At 71.1% G+C, this 13,332-nt stretch carries 12 protein-coding genes; 5 read left to right on the top strand and 7 right to left on the bottom strand.

Translation table 11 applies throughout. The features are described from left to right. Nucleotides 1-3: 3 nt before the first annotated feature. From RGQ06_RS07045 to RGQ06_RS07030, 4 genes are read right to left on the bottom strand one after another with little or no spacing between them, the layout of a single operon-like run. Nucleotides 4-552 carry an RNA polymerase sigma factor gene (locus RGQ06_RS07045; protein WP_432427276.1) on the bottom strand — a complete coding sequence of 183 codons (549 nt, stop codon included), beginning with the start codon at nucleotides 550-552 and terminating at the stop codon, nucleotides 4-6. 1 nt (nucleotide 553) lies between these two features. Then, the gene (locus RGQ06_RS07040; RefSeq protein ID WP_432427277.1) at nucleotides 554-1,009 is read right to left on the bottom strand and encodes an SRPBCC family protein; all 456 of its coding nucleotides are present in this window, start codon (nucleotides 1,007-1,009) and stop codon (nucleotides 554-556) included. A 17-nt stretch (nucleotides 1,010-1,026) separates the two neighbouring features. Then, nucleotides 1,027-2,319, bottom strand: a complete 1,293-nt coding sequence (locus RGQ06_RS07035) for a cytochrome P450 (RefSeq protein WP_432427278.1) — start codon at nucleotides 2,317-2,319, stop codon at nucleotides 1,027-1,029. Beyond that, a complete protein-coding gene (locus tag RGQ06_RS07030; protein ID WP_432427279.1) occupies nucleotides 2,316-4,148 on the bottom strand; it encodes a flavin-containing monooxygenase in 1,833 nt (610 codons plus the stop codon). The genes RGQ06_RS07035 and RGQ06_RS07030 overlap by 4 nt, the downstream gene beginning before the upstream one ends. 98 nt (nucleotides 4,149-4,246) lie before the next feature. Between RGQ06_RS07030 and RGQ06_RS07025 the strand changes: the two genes are divergently transcribed. Together RGQ06_RS07025 and RGQ06_RS07020 are read left to right on the top strand one after the other, a co-directional pair. Beyond that, a complete protein-coding gene (locus RGQ06_RS07025; RefSeq protein WP_432427280.1) occupies nucleotides 4,247-4,546 on the top strand; it encodes a GNAT family N-acetyltransferase in 300 nt (99 codons plus the stop codon). Nucleotides 4,547-4,563: 17 nt separating this feature from the next. Continuing rightward, complete coding sequence (locus tag RGQ06_RS07020) at nucleotides 4,564-5,352, top strand: class I SAM-dependent methyltransferase (RefSeq protein WP_432427281.1); 789 nt, start codon at nucleotides 4,564-4,566, stop codon at nucleotides 5,350-5,352. Here the strand turns inward: RGQ06_RS07020 and RGQ06_RS07015 are convergent. Further along, nucleotides 5,349-6,710 (bottom strand): TrpB-like pyridoxal phosphate-dependent enzyme, encoded by a 1,362-nt coding sequence (locus tag RGQ06_RS07015; protein ID WP_432427282.1) that lies wholly within the window; start codon nucleotides 6,708-6,710, stop codon nucleotides 5,349-5,351. The genes RGQ06_RS07020 and RGQ06_RS07015 overlap by 4 nt on opposite strands. 85 nt (nucleotides 6,711-6,795) lie before the next feature. Here RGQ06_RS07015 and RGQ06_RS07010 point away from each other — a divergent pair, with 85 nt between their 5' ends. Next, the gene (locus RGQ06_RS07010; RefSeq protein ID WP_432427283.1) at nucleotides 6,796-7,023 is read left to right on the top strand and encodes a hypothetical protein; all 228 of its coding nucleotides are present in this window, start codon (nucleotides 6,796-6,798) and stop codon (nucleotides 7,021-7,023) included. 21 nt (nucleotides 7,024-7,044) lie between these two features. Here the strand turns inward: RGQ06_RS07010 and RGQ06_RS07005 are convergent, their stop codons facing one another. After that, nucleotides 7,045-8,589: a cell wall-binding repeat-containing protein gene (locus tag RGQ06_RS07005; RefSeq protein WP_432427284.1), complete on the bottom strand. Its 1,545-nt coding sequence runs from the start codon at nucleotides 8,587-8,589 to the stop codon at nucleotides 7,045-7,047. A gap of 163 nt (nucleotides 8,590-8,752) precedes the next feature. Between RGQ06_RS07005 and RGQ06_RS07000 the strand changes: the two genes are divergently transcribed. Continuing rightward, complete coding sequence (locus RGQ06_RS07000; protein WP_432427285.1) at nucleotides 8,753-9,226, top strand: isoamylase early set domain-containing protein; 474 nt, start codon at nucleotides 8,753-8,755, stop codon at nucleotides 9,224-9,226. 59 nt (nucleotides 9,227-9,285) lie between these two features. On the opposite strand, the gene RGQ06_RS06995 is transcribed toward RGQ06_RS07000, so the two are convergent. Beyond that, nucleotides 9,286-11,586 carry a putative bifunctional diguanylate cyclase/phosphodiesterase gene (locus tag RGQ06_RS06995; RefSeq protein WP_432427286.1) on the bottom strand — a complete coding sequence of 767 codons (2,301 nt, stop codon included), beginning with the start codon at nucleotides 11,584-11,586 and terminating at the stop codon, nucleotides 9,286-9,288. A 211-nt stretch (nucleotides 11,587-11,797) separates the two neighbouring features. Here RGQ06_RS06995 and RGQ06_RS06990 point away from each other — a divergent pair, with 211 nt between their 5' ends. Further along, the gene (locus RGQ06_RS06990; protein ID WP_432427714.1) at nucleotides 11,798-13,324 is read left to right on the top strand and encodes an acyl-CoA synthetase; all 1,527 of its coding nucleotides are present in this window, start codon (nucleotides 11,798-11,800) and stop codon (nucleotides 13,322-13,324) included. Nucleotides 13,325-13,332: the final 8 nt, after the last annotated feature.

Genomic DNA, 13,332 nt, shown 5'->3' with positions numbered 1-13,332 from the left:
GCGTTACTCCCCCTCTCCCACCAGCTCGGCGCGCAACGAGCGCAGCGCTCGGTGCTGCAGGGCCCGGACCGCTCCAGGTCGGCGCCCGACGACCTTCGCGGTCTCCTCCACGCTCAGACCGACGACCACCCGGAGGACGACGATCTCGCGCTGGTCCTCGGTGAGCCCGGCGAGCAGGGCGTCGACCCGTTCGCGCTCGTCGGCGGCGAGGCCGTCCTCCACGGCCGGCGCGTCGGGCAGGCGGGACGGTTCCGTGGGGCGCTCGTCGACGCGGCGGCCGAAGCGACGACGCTCATCCACGAGACGGTTCCGAGCGATGGTGAACACCCACGCCCGCAGCTGGGTCAGGTTCCCCTCGAAGGAGTCGATCGAGCGGCACATCTGCACCAGCACCTCGTCGGCGAGGCCCTCGGGATCATCGGCCCCCCGGGCCCGGGCGAAGCCGACGAGTCGGGAGTCGAGGTGCCGGACCAGGGCGTCGAAGCCTGCCACCTCTCCGGCCCGCGCTCGTTCCAGCGCCGCCGGGAACCAGGCGTCGTCCGGCTCGGTCACCTCACGAGGTGGCGGCGCGTTCCAGCGACTCGAGCGTCCGCTCCATGTTGGTGCGGTTGTGCTCGGCCCGATCCTTCACGCCGGTGACCCGCTTGCTCACGCCGGCGAAGAACGAGGAGCGCTGGTCGGTCCAGGACTCGGTGACCCGGCAGCCGTCGTCGGTGGGCTCGATGTCGTAGGACCAGGTGGCGACCTTGGCCGGACCGGCGGTGACGGCGAAGCTGAACCGCTCACCCGGCACGCAGTCGACGACCTCGCAGGTGGTGGACCACCGCTGCCAGCCGGCCTTGTTCGTCCCCTTGAACCGAGCGCCGGCAGCCGGCCCGGTGGCGCCCTTCAGCCACCTCCCACCGGTGGCCTCGGGCGACCACTCGCCCATGCGGGTCATGTCGGAGATCAGCTCCCACACGCGCTGCGGCGGAGCCGCGATCTCCCTGGACACGCTGACATCGGCCATGCCGCGGAGGCTACGCGTCAGGCGCCACCGGGGGTGAAGGTGGCCGGCAGGTGCTTCACGCCGTGGATGAAGCTCGACAGCAGCAGCTCGGGTGGGCCCGATGCCTGGATGTCGGGCAGCCGGTGGAACAGCTCCCGGAACATGACGGTGATCTCCCGCCGGGCCAGGTGGGCGCCGAGGCAGAAGTGCGGGCCGGGACCGCCGAAGCCGACGTGGTTGTTCGGCGAGCGTCGGACGTCGAAGCGGTGCGGGTCCTCGAACACGGCCTCGTCGCGGTTGGCGGCCAGGTAGAACATGCCGAGCTTGTCGCCGGCCTGGATCGCCTGCCCGTGCAGCTCGAGGTCCTCGGTGGCGGTGCGGCGCATGTAGGTGACCGGGCTGGCGATGCGCACGATCTCCTCGACCGCGGTGGGCGCAACGCCCTCGAAGTCGTCGGCCCAGATCTCCCGCTGGTCGGGGTGCTGGGTGAGCAGGTGCAGGCCCCAGGCGATGGCGTTGCGGGTGGTCTCGTTCCCGGCGACGACGAGGAGGATGAAGAAGCTGGCGAGGTCGGCGTGGGTGAGCCGGTCGTCCTCGAGCTCGGCGTTGACGAGCATGCTGGTGAGGTCGGTGCCGTCGCCGCCCCTCTTGGACTCGGCGACCTCGTCCATCAGCGCCGACAGCTCCTGGCCGGCGGTGAGGAGCGCGGTGAGGATGTCGGTGCCCTCGGGCGTGTACTCGGGATCTCCGACGCCCAGGATCACGTTGGTGCGATCGAACACGAACTGCAGCTGGCTGTCGGGCACGCCCATGAGGTCGCACACGATCTTGAGCGGCAGCCGGGCGGCGACGTCGACGACGAAGTCGCACTCGCCCCGGTCGATGATGTCGTCGACGATCTGGGCGGCCAGGCCCTGGACCGAGTCCTCGAGCCGCTTCAGCATCCGGGGCGTGAAGCCGGCCGACACGATGCGGCGCAGCCGGGCGTGGCGGGGGTCGTCCATGGCGATCATCGAGGAGAAGTACTCGACGATCTGCATGGGCTGGTCCATCACGACGATGCCCTGGGCGGAGGAGAACAGCTCCGGATGCCGGGACATGTGGAGGATGTCGGCGTGGTTGGTGACCACCCAGGCGCCCGGGCCCTGCGGGAGCGGGATGCCCTCGGGGACCTCGGGCTCGGGGAGGAACACGGGCCCCTCGGCGCGGAGCACGGCGAGGTCGGCGTCGATGTCCTCGGCCGACCGCACCCAGAACTCCGGGAGGATCGGGTTCGGCAGATCCGTGCGGTGCCGGTCGGTGGTGAACACCGGCGTGGGTGTCATGGTCATGACTGGCTCCTCAGCTCGAGGCCGGCCATGTCGCCGGACTCACGCCACTCTGCCATCAGGCGGAAGAACGCCATCGGCCCCTCGCCGTAGCTGGCGCCGATCAGGCCTGCTCCCTGCAGCGGCATGCCCTCGTTGTTGTAGTAGCCGGGCGTGCAGGACTGCTGGAACGAGCGCATGTCCCGGGCCTTCTCATCGAGGGTCTGGATCCACTCCTCGACCGCCTCCTCGGTGGCCTCGAGCTGGTCGATGTCGTTGTCGATGGCGTGGCGCAGGATGTGGACCAGCTGGAGGCTGGCCTCCTCGAGCAGGTGCGGGTAGTTGGCCGTGAACCCGCCCTGGGCGTGGCCGAGCAGGAACATGTTGGGGAAGCCGTGCACGTGCATGCCGTGCAGCGAGCGCATGCCGCCCTCCCAGTGGTCCGAGAGGGTCTGGCCGCGTGCGCCGGTGACGTCGTAGCCGGCTCGGCGGGTGTAGGCCGTGCCGACCTCGAACCCGGTGGCGTAGATCAGGCAGTCGAGCTCGTACTCGCGCTCGCCGTCGGGGCCGTTCACCACCACGCTCGTCTCGGTGATGCGGGCGACGCCCTGGCCGTCGGTGTCGACCAGGTGGACGTTGGGCCGGTTGAACGCCTGCAGGTAGTCGTCGTGGAAGCAGGGCCGCTTGCAGAACTGGCGGTACCAGGGCTTGAGCGCCTCGGCCGTGTTCTGGTCGTGCACCAGCTCGTCCACCCGGGAGCGGATCTCGTTCATCTTGTCGAAGTCGGCCAGCTCCATCGTCGACGCGATGCCGGAGGGCGTGAGATCGGGGTTGTCGCTCTGGCGGAAGCGGACGAGCAGCTTGCCGATGATGTCGGTCCAGCCGTCCATGACCAGGTCCTCGTCGGCCATGCCGCCCGAGGTGAGCACCGTGAAGTTCTCGATGCGTCGCTTCTGCCAGCCCGGCTCCAGCGACGCCGCCCACTCCGGGTCCGTTGGGCGGTTGTTGCGCACGTCGATGGACGACGGCGTCCGCTGGAACACGTGGAGCTCTTGGGCCGACTCGGCCAGGTGGGGCACGCACTGCACGGCAGTGGCGCCGGTGCCGATGATGCCGACCCGCTTGTCGCGCAGGTTCTCGAGGTTCCCGTCCGGGCCGCCACCGGTGTAGTCGTAGTCCCAGCGGCTGGTGTGGAAGGTGTGCCCGCGGAAGGACTCCACCCCGGGGATGCCGGGCAGCTTCGGCCGGTGCAGGGGGCCGTTGCCCATGATCAGGAACCGGGCGGTCATGGCATCGCCGCGGTTGGTCCGGATCACCCAGCGGTCGCGCTCGTCGTCCCAGTCGATCGCCTGCACCTCGGTGGACAGGCAGGCGTTGTCGTACAACTCGTACTGGCGGGCGATGCGGTGGCAGTGCTCGAGGATCTCGGGCGCCCGGGTGTACTTCTCCTTGGGGACGTAGCCGGTCTCCTCCAGCAGCGGGAGGTAGATGTAGGACTCCACGTCGCACTGGGCGCCGGGGTAGCGGTTCCAGTACCAGGTGCCGCCGAAGTCGCCGCCCTTCTCGATGATGCGCACGTCGTCGATGCCGGCCTCCTTGAGGCGGGCGCCGGTGATGAGGCCGGCGAACCCGCCGCCGATGAGGGCGACGGTGACGTCGTCGAACAGGGGCTCGCGCTCCTGCGGCGCGACGTAGGGATCCTCGAGGTAGTGGGCGAACTGCCCGGTCATCTCGACGTACTGCTCGTTGCCGTCGGCGCGGAGCCGCTTGTCCCGCTCGAGCTCGTAGCGTCGCCGCAGCTCGTCCGGATCGAGCTCGGCGCCGCGGTCGGTGCGTGGTTCGGTGGTCGTCACTTGTCCCCCTGGATCCCCATGTTGGCAACGAGCGTACCCAACTGCCTGACCCGGCGGTCAAGGTGGTGGGGGACGCGCCGTCGGGTAGGGATGTGCCCATGTCCGCGGAAGCACCCGAACAGATCGACCTCCAGCACGACGAGGACGGCAACCGCTTCGCCCTGCGCAGCTCCGGCGAAGACGTCGGGCTCATCGACTACCGGCGGGACGGCGACGTGTTCGACCTCCACCACACCGAGGTCCTCCCCCAGGGCCGGGGTCGGGGCCTCGGGAAGGTCCTCGTCCGCGAGACGCTCGATCACATCCGGGCCGACGGCGGGGCGGTCGTGGCGACCTGCCCGTTCGTGGCCCGCTTCGTGGAGGAGCACCAGGACTACGCCGACCTCGTCGCCGACTGAGGCGTAGCGTCCCGCCGGTGACCGACCGGCCCCTGCCCGAGCACGCCGCCGAGAACGCACGGTACTGGGACGGCATGGCCGACCAGTGGGTGGCCTCCGGCGAGCGCAACTGGGCGTCGACCGAACCCACGTGGGGCAGCTGGGGCGCACCGGACCACGAGGTCGGCCTGCTTCCCGACGACATGACCGGCATGCGGGCGATCGAGCTCGGCTGCGGCACCGGCTACGTCTCGGCCTGGATGGCCCGGCGCGGTGCCGAGGTCGTCGGCATCGACGTGTCCGCCGAGCAGCTGGCCACCGCCCGTCGGTTGAGGGACGAGCACGGCCTCGACATCGACCTCCGACAGGAGAGCGCCGAGGCGGTGTCCGAGCCCGACGCCGGCTTCGACTTCGCGGTCAGCGAGTACGGCGCCGCCATCTGGTGCGACCCCCACGTGTGGATCCCCGAGGCGGCCCGGCTGCTGAAGCCCGGAGGTCGGCTCCACTTCCTCGGCAACCACCCGCTGGCCATGGTGTGCACGCCGCTCGACGGCTCACCGGTCGACGCCACGCTCCACCGGGACTGGCGGGGCATGCAACGCTTCGACTGGCGCCACGTGGCGGTCGACCCCGGCGGCGTCGAGTTCAACCTCGGGATCGCCGCCTGGATGCGCCTGTTCCGAGACGCCGGCTTCGTCGTGGAAGACCACCTCGAGCTCCACGCGGCCGACCCGTCCGACGACCGCTTCGCCGTCCCTGGCTGGTGGGCGCACCGGTTCCCGGCGGAGCAGGTGTGGAAGCTCCGCCGGGTCCCGGAGTCGTCCTAGACCGTCGGCACCTCGGCCATGGCTGCGGCGATGGCGTCCTCGGAGAGGTCCATGTCGACCATCTCGCCTTCGAAGTAGCTGTTGTACGCGGCCAGGTCGAGGTGGCCGTGACCGCACAGCGCGGTGAGGATCACCTTCTCCTCGCCGGTCTCCTTGCACGCCAGCGCCTCGCGCACCGCCGCCGCGATGGCGTGGGTGGGCTCGGGCGCCGGGATGATGCCCTCCGAGCGGGCGAACTGCACGGCAGCGCCGAAGCACTCCAGCTGGGGGATGGAGATGGCCTCGGTCTCGCCCAGCTCGTAGAGGTGGGACACGAGCGGCGCCATGCCGTGGTAGCGCAGGCCGCCGGCGTGGATGGGGTCGGGCACGAACCCGTGGCCGAGCGTGTGCATCTTCATCAGCGGCGTCATGCCGGCCGTGTCGCCGAAGTCGTAGCGGAACTCGCCCTTGGTGAGCGTGGGACACGCGGCCGGCTCGACGCAGCGGATGGTGGGGTTCATCTTCCCCGCCCACTTCTCGCGCAGGAACGGGAAGGCGAGGCCGCCGAAGTTCGAGCCGCCGCCCGTGCAGCCCACCAGCAGGTCGGGGGTCTCCCCCACCTTGGCCAGCTGGAGCAGGGCCTCCTCGCCGATGACGGTCTGGTGGAGCAGCACGTGGTTCAGTACCGAGCCGAGGGCGTAGCGGACGTTGGGATCGGCTGCGGCCACCGACACGGCCTCGGAGATGGCGATGCCGAGGCTGCCGGTGTGCTCGGGGTCCTCGGCCAGCAGCTGGCGGCCGTAGTCGGTGACGTCGGACGGGCTGGAGTGCACGGTGGCGCCCCACACCTGCATCATCGCCCGCCGGTACGGCTTCTGGCGGTACGACGCGGCGACCTGCCACACCTCGCACTCCATGCCGTACTGGGCGGTGGCGAACGCGAGGGCCGAGCCCCACTGGCCGGCGCCGGTCTCGGTGGTGAGCTTCGTGACCCCCTCGGCGTTGTTGTAGTACGCCTGGGGCACCGACGTGTTCGGCTTGTGCGAGCCGGCCGGGCTCACGCCCTCGTACTTGTAGTAGATGCGGGCCGGCGTACCGAGCGCCTGCTCGAGGCGGTGGGCGCGGAACAGCGGGCTCGGCCGCCACAGCCGGTAGACGTCGAGCACCTCACCCGGGATGTCGATGTAGCGCTCGGTCGACACCTCCTGCTCGATGATGGCCATCGGGAACAGCGGTGCCAGGTCGTCGGGGCCGACCGGCTCGTGCGTGGCCGGGTGCAGCGGCGGCGCCATCGGCTCGGGCAGGTCGGCGACGACGTTGTACCACTGCGTCGGCTGCTCGGATTCTTCGAGGAGGATCTTGGTGGGGGTCTCGGCCATGGGCGCCAACCCTAGGCACGGGCCCACCTCCCGGTCTCCGGGAAACGGACGTCTGGGGCCGTTCGGGATCGGGAACGAACGCGCCATGCGCATGCTCCTGATCCTCATGGCCGTGATCGGCATCGCCGTCGTCGTCATCTTGTACATGGCGGCCCAGAACCGGAACCGACCGAAGGCCGACACCCAGCCTGAGGTACCCGGCGGCACTCGCGCTGATGAGTTCCCGGAGCCGGGGGCGCCGGCACCGCACCGGGCCGACGGCAGCCCCGTACCCGGTTCCCGCGACGACCGTCACGACCACGGCAAGCCGTGAGCGCCCGCCGGTGATCGCGGCTCAGCCCCAGGCGATCTCGGTCACGCCGTAGGGCTCGGTCGGCTCGCCGTTGCCGTCCACGTCGAGGTGGCCGTCACCGTCGACGTCCTCCCAGACGGCGACGACGACGCAGTCGGCGGACCCGGCGAGCACGCCGATCGGCAGGGTGCCGCCCTCGGGGGTGGCGCCATCGACGTAGCCGGCGGGACCGACCGGGTCGCCGTTGATGTCGACGATGGCGGCGGAGTCGCCGTCGGACTCACCGCGGAAGTCGGCGGCCTGGTCGCCGTCGGCGTCCTGGAAGGTGTCCGGACCGGAGCCGACCACGTCGGTGTACGCACAAGGGTAGATGGCCACGTCGACGGGACCGGTGAAGGAGGCGTCGTCGTAGCGGCCGATCACCTCGGCCTCGAAGCGATCACCGGGATCGGCCTCCACGGCCTCCATCGGGGCGACCATGAAGGTCTGCGCGGTCTCTGTGCCGGCGTGGCAGGACTCGGCCCGCTGCTCGGCCGCCTCGAGGGTCGCGGTCGTGACCGCGGCCTGGCCGCCGATGGCGCGGATGGTGCTGATGGCCGGGCACTCGGCTTCGAGCCACGTGGCCGTGTTCTGGCCGAGCACGGATGGGTTCTCGGTGAGCAGGATGGGCGACCCGGTGCGACCGGCGTAGGGGCCGGCGGCGAGCGCGTCGGCGAAGTTGTCGCCGCGAGCCAGGTTGACCAGGTCGGTGTCCCAGCCCAGCGTCAGCTGCGCGTGGTCGGCCACGAGCGTGGCGGTCTCCAGGCGGTCCTGGCCACCCAGGCGCGTCGGGTCCATGCCGAGGTCGGCGAGGCGCTGCTCGACGCCGGCGCCGACGGCGAGCTCGCCACCCACGATGATCACGTGCTCGATGCCGAGGTCGCCGAGCGCGTCCTCGGTGATGTGGGTGAGGATCCCCTGCTCGGTGAACAGGACGGGGAACGGGTTCGCCTGGCCGGCCGCGAAGGATCCGGCGAGCACGGCGTCGGCCGGGGCGTAGGCGTTCACGATCATCGCCGTGCGCTCACCATCGATCTCGCCGACGTCCGCGTTGGGGGACGCGTCGATCGACGCGCCGATGGCGGCCGCGGTGTGGAAGCGGGTGTCGCCCTCGAAGCGGGTGACCTGGTCGAAGCGAGCCTGCAGCTCGGCCTCGAGCTCGGCGCTGATGGCGGCGGTGCCGCCGAGCAGCACGACCTCCTGCACGCCGAGGTCTGTGAAGGCCTGCTCGGTCGCGGCCGGGACGTCGTCGCGGTGGGTGAGCAGGAGCGGTGCGATCGTGGATCGCGACAGCGGCGATGCGGCGAGGGCGTCCGCGAAGCCCATCCCGTTGGCCAGCAGCGCCACGCCCGATCCGTCGGGGTGATCGAAGTCGGCGATGGCGGCCGCGGTGGCGAAGCGCGTGTCCCCCTCCAACCGGGCCGGTTGCACGTCGTGCTCGGCGGCCGCCGGAGCGGCAGCGAGGAACGTGGCGGCGAGCATGGCAGCGATGGCGAGCAGGCCCGAGATGGCCGGGCGTGCGCGCCGAGACGAGGTACCTGGGCGCATGGCGATTCCCCTTCTGATCGTCAGCTGGTCCCTTCCACCACTAGGCGCAGATGGCGCCGACCCCAACGTCGCGGGCCATTCGGCCCTTCTGCTTCGCCCGGCGATCGGGTACCACTTGGCGCAGGACCGGCGCGGCACCCGCGCTCTCGGCGAAAGGGATCACGTGCTCACCAAGAACTGGAACCCGAAGACCGGACGCTTCGACGTCATCTTCGACCTCCCGGCCGAGCTCGCCATCGAGCAGGCCGCCGTCGTCGGGGAGTTCAACGAGTGGTCGGAGACGGCCGATCCGATGCAGACCGATGCCGAGGGTCGCTGGTCGGCCACCGTGTCCCTGGAGCCGAGCCGCTCGTACCGCTTCCGCTACCACCTCGGCGACGACCGCTGGGAGAACGACTGGAACGCCGACAGCTACGTCGGCAACGAGTTCGGTGGCGCCGACTCGGTGGTGACGACCCCGGAGGAGCCGAGCGCGCCCCCGCCCGCAAAGTCCGCGGCGCCGAAGAAGGCGGCCGCCAAGAAGGCCCCGGCCAAGAAGGCGGCCGCGAAGAAGGCGGTCGCGAAGAAGGCCGCCGCGAAGGTCACCAAGAAGGCCAAGAAGGCGGCGAAGAAGGCCACCAAGCGCCCACCGAGCTGACCGGTCCTGGCCGCGGGGGCGGAACACCGCCGCTGCCAGTAGCTCGATCGACCGAGGCCTCAGTCGACCAGGGAGGGCAGTGCCGGCACCACGTCGGCCATCGCCTGGCGCATGCGGGCGTCGGCGTCCTCGCGGTCCTCGGCCTGCAGCCGCTCGACGAAGTCGGCGGCCGGCATCGGACGACCCAGGTGGTAGCCCTGCATGCGGTCACAGCCCTGCGAGACCAGGAACTTGCGCTGGTCCTCGGTCTCGACCCCTTCGGCCACCAGCGTCATCCCCAAGGTCTTGGCCATGGCGATGGTGGCGGCGACGATGGCCGCCGCGCTCGGCGTCATGGCCTGCACGAAGGAGCGGTCGAGCTTGAGGGTGCTGACCGGGAGCTCGCCCAGGTACTGCAGGCCGCAGTAGCCGGTGCCGAAGTCGTCGATGGCGGCCTTGATGCCGAGCTGGCGCAGCTCCCGCAGGCGCTCGGCGACCAGCTCCACGTCCTCGACCGCCGCGTTCTCGGTGAGCTCGACGACCAGGCGGGCCGGGTCCGCGCCGGTGTCGCGCAGCGCCCGGGTGATCGAGGTGACCAGGTCCTCCCGGAAGTGGCGGGGGCTCACGTTGATGGTGACGAAGCGATCGCCGAACCCGAGGCGGGCCAGCTCGGCGAGCTGCTCGCACGCGGCGCGGATGACCCAGTTGCCGAGCTCGATGATCAGGTCGGACTGCTCGGCGACGGGGATGAAGTCGTTCGGCGGGATCATGCCCTTCTCGGGGTGGATCCAGCGGACCAGGGACTCCGCGCCGCTGGTGCGACCGTCCGATGCCTCCACGATGGGCTGGTAGTACAGCACCAGCTCGTCCTGGGCGATCGCCCGGTGCAGCGCGGTCTCCAGCTCGAGGCGGGTCGCGGCCTGCTCGTGCAGGGTGGCGCTGAACATCTCGACCACCGCGCCGCCGCGCTCCTTGGCCCGGTACATCGCGGCGTCGGCTGCGCTCAGGAGGTCACCGGGTTCGCTGCCGTCGTGGGGGAACACGGCGGCACCGACGCTGGCGAGGTTGTGCACGGCGAAGCGTCCCAGGTCGATGGGCTCGCGCAGCGCATCGAGGATGCGGCCGGCGACGAGGCTGACGTCGTCGGCGGACCGGAGGTGCGGGAGCAGGACGGCGAACTCGTCGCCCGCGAGGCGGGCCACGGTGTCCTCGTGTCGGGCGCACTCGGCCAGCCGCCTCGCCGTCTCGCGCAGGAGCTGGTCACCGGCTTCGTGCCCGAACGTGTCGTTGACGTCCTTGAAGCGGTCGAGGTCGATGTAGAGGACGCCGACCGGGACGTCGTTGCGCACGGCGTGGGCGAGCGCCCGCTCGAGGCGGTCCGTGAACAGCAGCCGGTTGGGCAGTCCGGTGAGGACGTCGTGGGTCGCCTGGTGCTCGCTGCTCGCCCGCTCGTGCAGGAGGCTCACCACGTGCACGGCGAGCACCGTGCCGATCACACCCGCGCCGACGGCGACCGCGCCGGAGACCGACACGTCCCACACCACCTGCGCGGCCAGCACCGCCGGCGCGGCGATCACGGCCACGACGACGATCCCGGCGTGCGAGGCGGAGAACAGGGGCGGCTCGACCGGGATGACGGTGGGGTGATCGACAGCCGCGTCGTAGAGCGTCCCGAGGCCGATTGCGAGCAGCGACAGGGCGATCGGGGCCATGGCGGCGACGCCGGGCGTCACCCCGTTGGCGATCTGGATGGCGGCGACCAGGTGCCCGATGAGCAGGCCGGCGACCGAGACGGCGACGACGATGACCGGGCCGCGACGTGCGGCGGCGGACGTGAGGGGGCGGGCGATGACCACGGCCAGCGCCACGTCGAGGCCGACCACCAGCGAGGCGATGGCCGCCCCGGCGGGTTCCCAGCCGCTCGTCTCCGACATGCGGTTGACCACGACCTGGAGGGCGATGGCCGCAGCCGAGCCCACCAGCGCCGCCTCGACGATGACGTCGCTGGCCCGGACCAATCGGTACCGGCCGACCATGATGATCATCGCCCGACTGAGGACCGGGTAGGCCACGACGGCGGCGAGGGGTCGCCAGAGCGAGTCCAGGGCGACGTCCCCGAGCTCGTCGACCCGGGCGAGGCCGGCATCGGCGACGGTGAGGGCGGTCAGCCCGAAGGCGGCGACCACCCGACCCCGCAGGGCCGTCGCATCACGGTCGAGCGCGACCGCCGCGGCCATCGCCGCGACGCCGACGGCACCGGCGACGCGCACGATCGACGGGGACATCCACGCCATCCCCAGGGCGACCACCGCGAGCGCGGCGACGATCGCCAGCTCGGTGCGTCCGAGGACGCGGCCGAACCGGTGCGGGTGCGAGACCACGGGGGCGTCGACCAGGGCGCCGGGCGCCGCAGATGCATCGAAGGCAGTCAGGCTGGAGACATCGGCACACCTGGCATGGGACTGGATGGCCCGAAAGGGCCATTCTCGTCAACCCTGGACGGCGCTGACGCCGCCGCAACGCTCGGACATGTCCGATTTGCCCCGTCCGAGCGGGCTGGTGCTCGCTCGTGCGAAGGTTTGCGGCGTGACGATGCACGACGACGTGGACCTCGGCCTGGGCTCGATGATCGAGCGCCGGACCCACCTCACCCCGAACCTGCCCGCCCTCACCTTCGAGGGCACCACGTGGACCTACGCGGAGATGCTGGACCGCATCGACCGCTTCGCCACGGTGCTCGCCGACGGTGGCATCTCGCGAGGCGACCGGGTCGCCTACCTCGGGCTCAACCACGCCAACTTCTTCATCACGATGTTCGCCACCGCCCGCCTGGGCGCGACCTTCGTGCCCCTCAACTTCCGGCTCACCGGTCCCGAGCTGAGCTTCATCGTCGGTGACGCAGGCGTGCACACCGTCGTGGCCGACGACGCGCACCGACCGGTCATCGACAGCATCCGCGGCGACATCCCCTGCCAGGTCCACCTGTCCTCCGAGGCGGCCGACGACGGCTGGCCGGCGATGGACGACCTGGCGGCCGACGCCGCGCCGCTGGCCGACCCCGTGCGGGCGGCGCAGGACGACGTCGCCGTGATCATGTACACGTCGGGCACGACCGGCCGTCCCAAGGGCGCGATGCTCACCCACGCCAACATCGCGTGGAACAACGTCAACGCCCTGCACGCCATCGACCTGGGTGCCGACGAGGTCGCCCTGGTCGTCGCGCCGCTGTTCCACATCGGCGGGCTGAACGTCACCACGCTGCTCGTCTGGCAGAAGGGCGGGCACATCGTGCTGCACCGCGCCTTCGACCCGGCTGCGGCGCTGCGGGCGATCGAGGAGCACGGCATCACCAACATGTTCGGGGTGCCGGCCATGTACCTGTTCATGAGCCAGGTGCCGGGGTTCGACCAGGCCGACCTGTCGAGCGTGCGGGTGTTCGTGGTCGGCGGTGCGCCCTGCCCGGAGCCGCTCATCGAGAAGTACCTGGCCAAGGGTGCGCCGTTCGCCCAGGGCTACGGCCTCACCGAGACCGCTCCGATGGCCAGCTTCCTGCTGCCCCGCGATGCGCTCGCCAAGGTCGGCTCGGCTGGCCAGCCGCCGCTGTACACCGACGTCGCCTGCATGGGCGAGGACGGCCGGCCGGTCGCCACCGGCGAACCCGGCGAGATCTGCATCAAGGGCCCGAACGTGATGGCCGGCTACTGGAACCGGCCCGACGCCACCGCCGAGGTCATCGACTCCGACGGGTGGTTCCACTCCGGCGACCTCGGCTACTTCGACGACGAGGGCTACCTCTACGTGGTGGACCGCCTGAAGGACATGGTCATCTCCGGCGGGGAGAACGTGTACCCGGCCGAGGTCGAATCGGTGCTGCAGGGACACGACAAGGTTGCCGACGTGGCGGTCGTGGGCCTCCCCGACGACCGGTGGGGCGAGGCCGTCACCGCCATCGTCGTGCCGAGCGGCGAGGCCCCGACGTTGGAGGAGCTGCGCGACTTCGCCGGCGCCCAGCTGGCTCGGTTCAAGCTGCCGACCCGCCTGCAGGTGGTGGAGGAGCTGCCTCGCAACCCGGCGGGCAAGATCCTCAAGTTCGAGCTGCGGGACCGCTTCGACGGCTGACGCAGCCC

The sequence above is a fragment of the Salinilacustrithrix flava genome, assembly GCF_041228405.1.
Classification (GTDB): domain Bacteria; phylum Actinomycetota; class Acidimicrobiia; order Acidimicrobiales; family Salinilacustritrichaceae; genus Salinilacustrithrix; species Salinilacustrithrix flava.
Note: the sequence above shows the minus strand (reverse complement) of the source record. Positions and strands in the feature narration are given on the sequence as shown.

Coding starts and splice junctions, on each gene's coding strand:
- RGQ06_RS07010 (WP_432427283.1), top strand. CDS start 6,796: ATGCGCATGCTCCTGATCCTCATGGCCGTGATCGGCATCGCCGTCGTC.
- RGQ06_RS06990 (WP_432427714.1), top strand. CDS start 11,798: ATGCACGACGACGTGGACCTCGGCCTGGGCTCGATGATCGAGCGCCGG.
- RGQ06_RS07025 (WP_432427280.1), top strand. CDS start 4,247: ATGTCCGCGGAAGCACCCGAACAGATCGACCTCCAGCACGACGAGGAC.
- RGQ06_RS07015 (WP_432427282.1), bottom strand. CDS start 6,710: ATGGCCGAGACCCCCACCAAGATCCTCCTCGAAGAATCCGAGCAGCCG.
- RGQ06_RS07035 (WP_432427278.1), bottom strand. CDS start 2,319: ATGACCATGACACCCACGCCGGTGTTCACCACCGACCGGCACCGCACG.
- RGQ06_RS07005 (WP_432427284.1), bottom strand. CDS start 8,589: ATGCGCCCAGGTACCTCGTCTCGGCGCGCACGCCCGGCCATCTCGGGC.
- RGQ06_RS07040 (WP_432427277.1), bottom strand. CDS start 1,009: ATGGCCGATGTCAGCGTGTCCAGGGAGATCGCGGCTCCGCCGCAGCGC.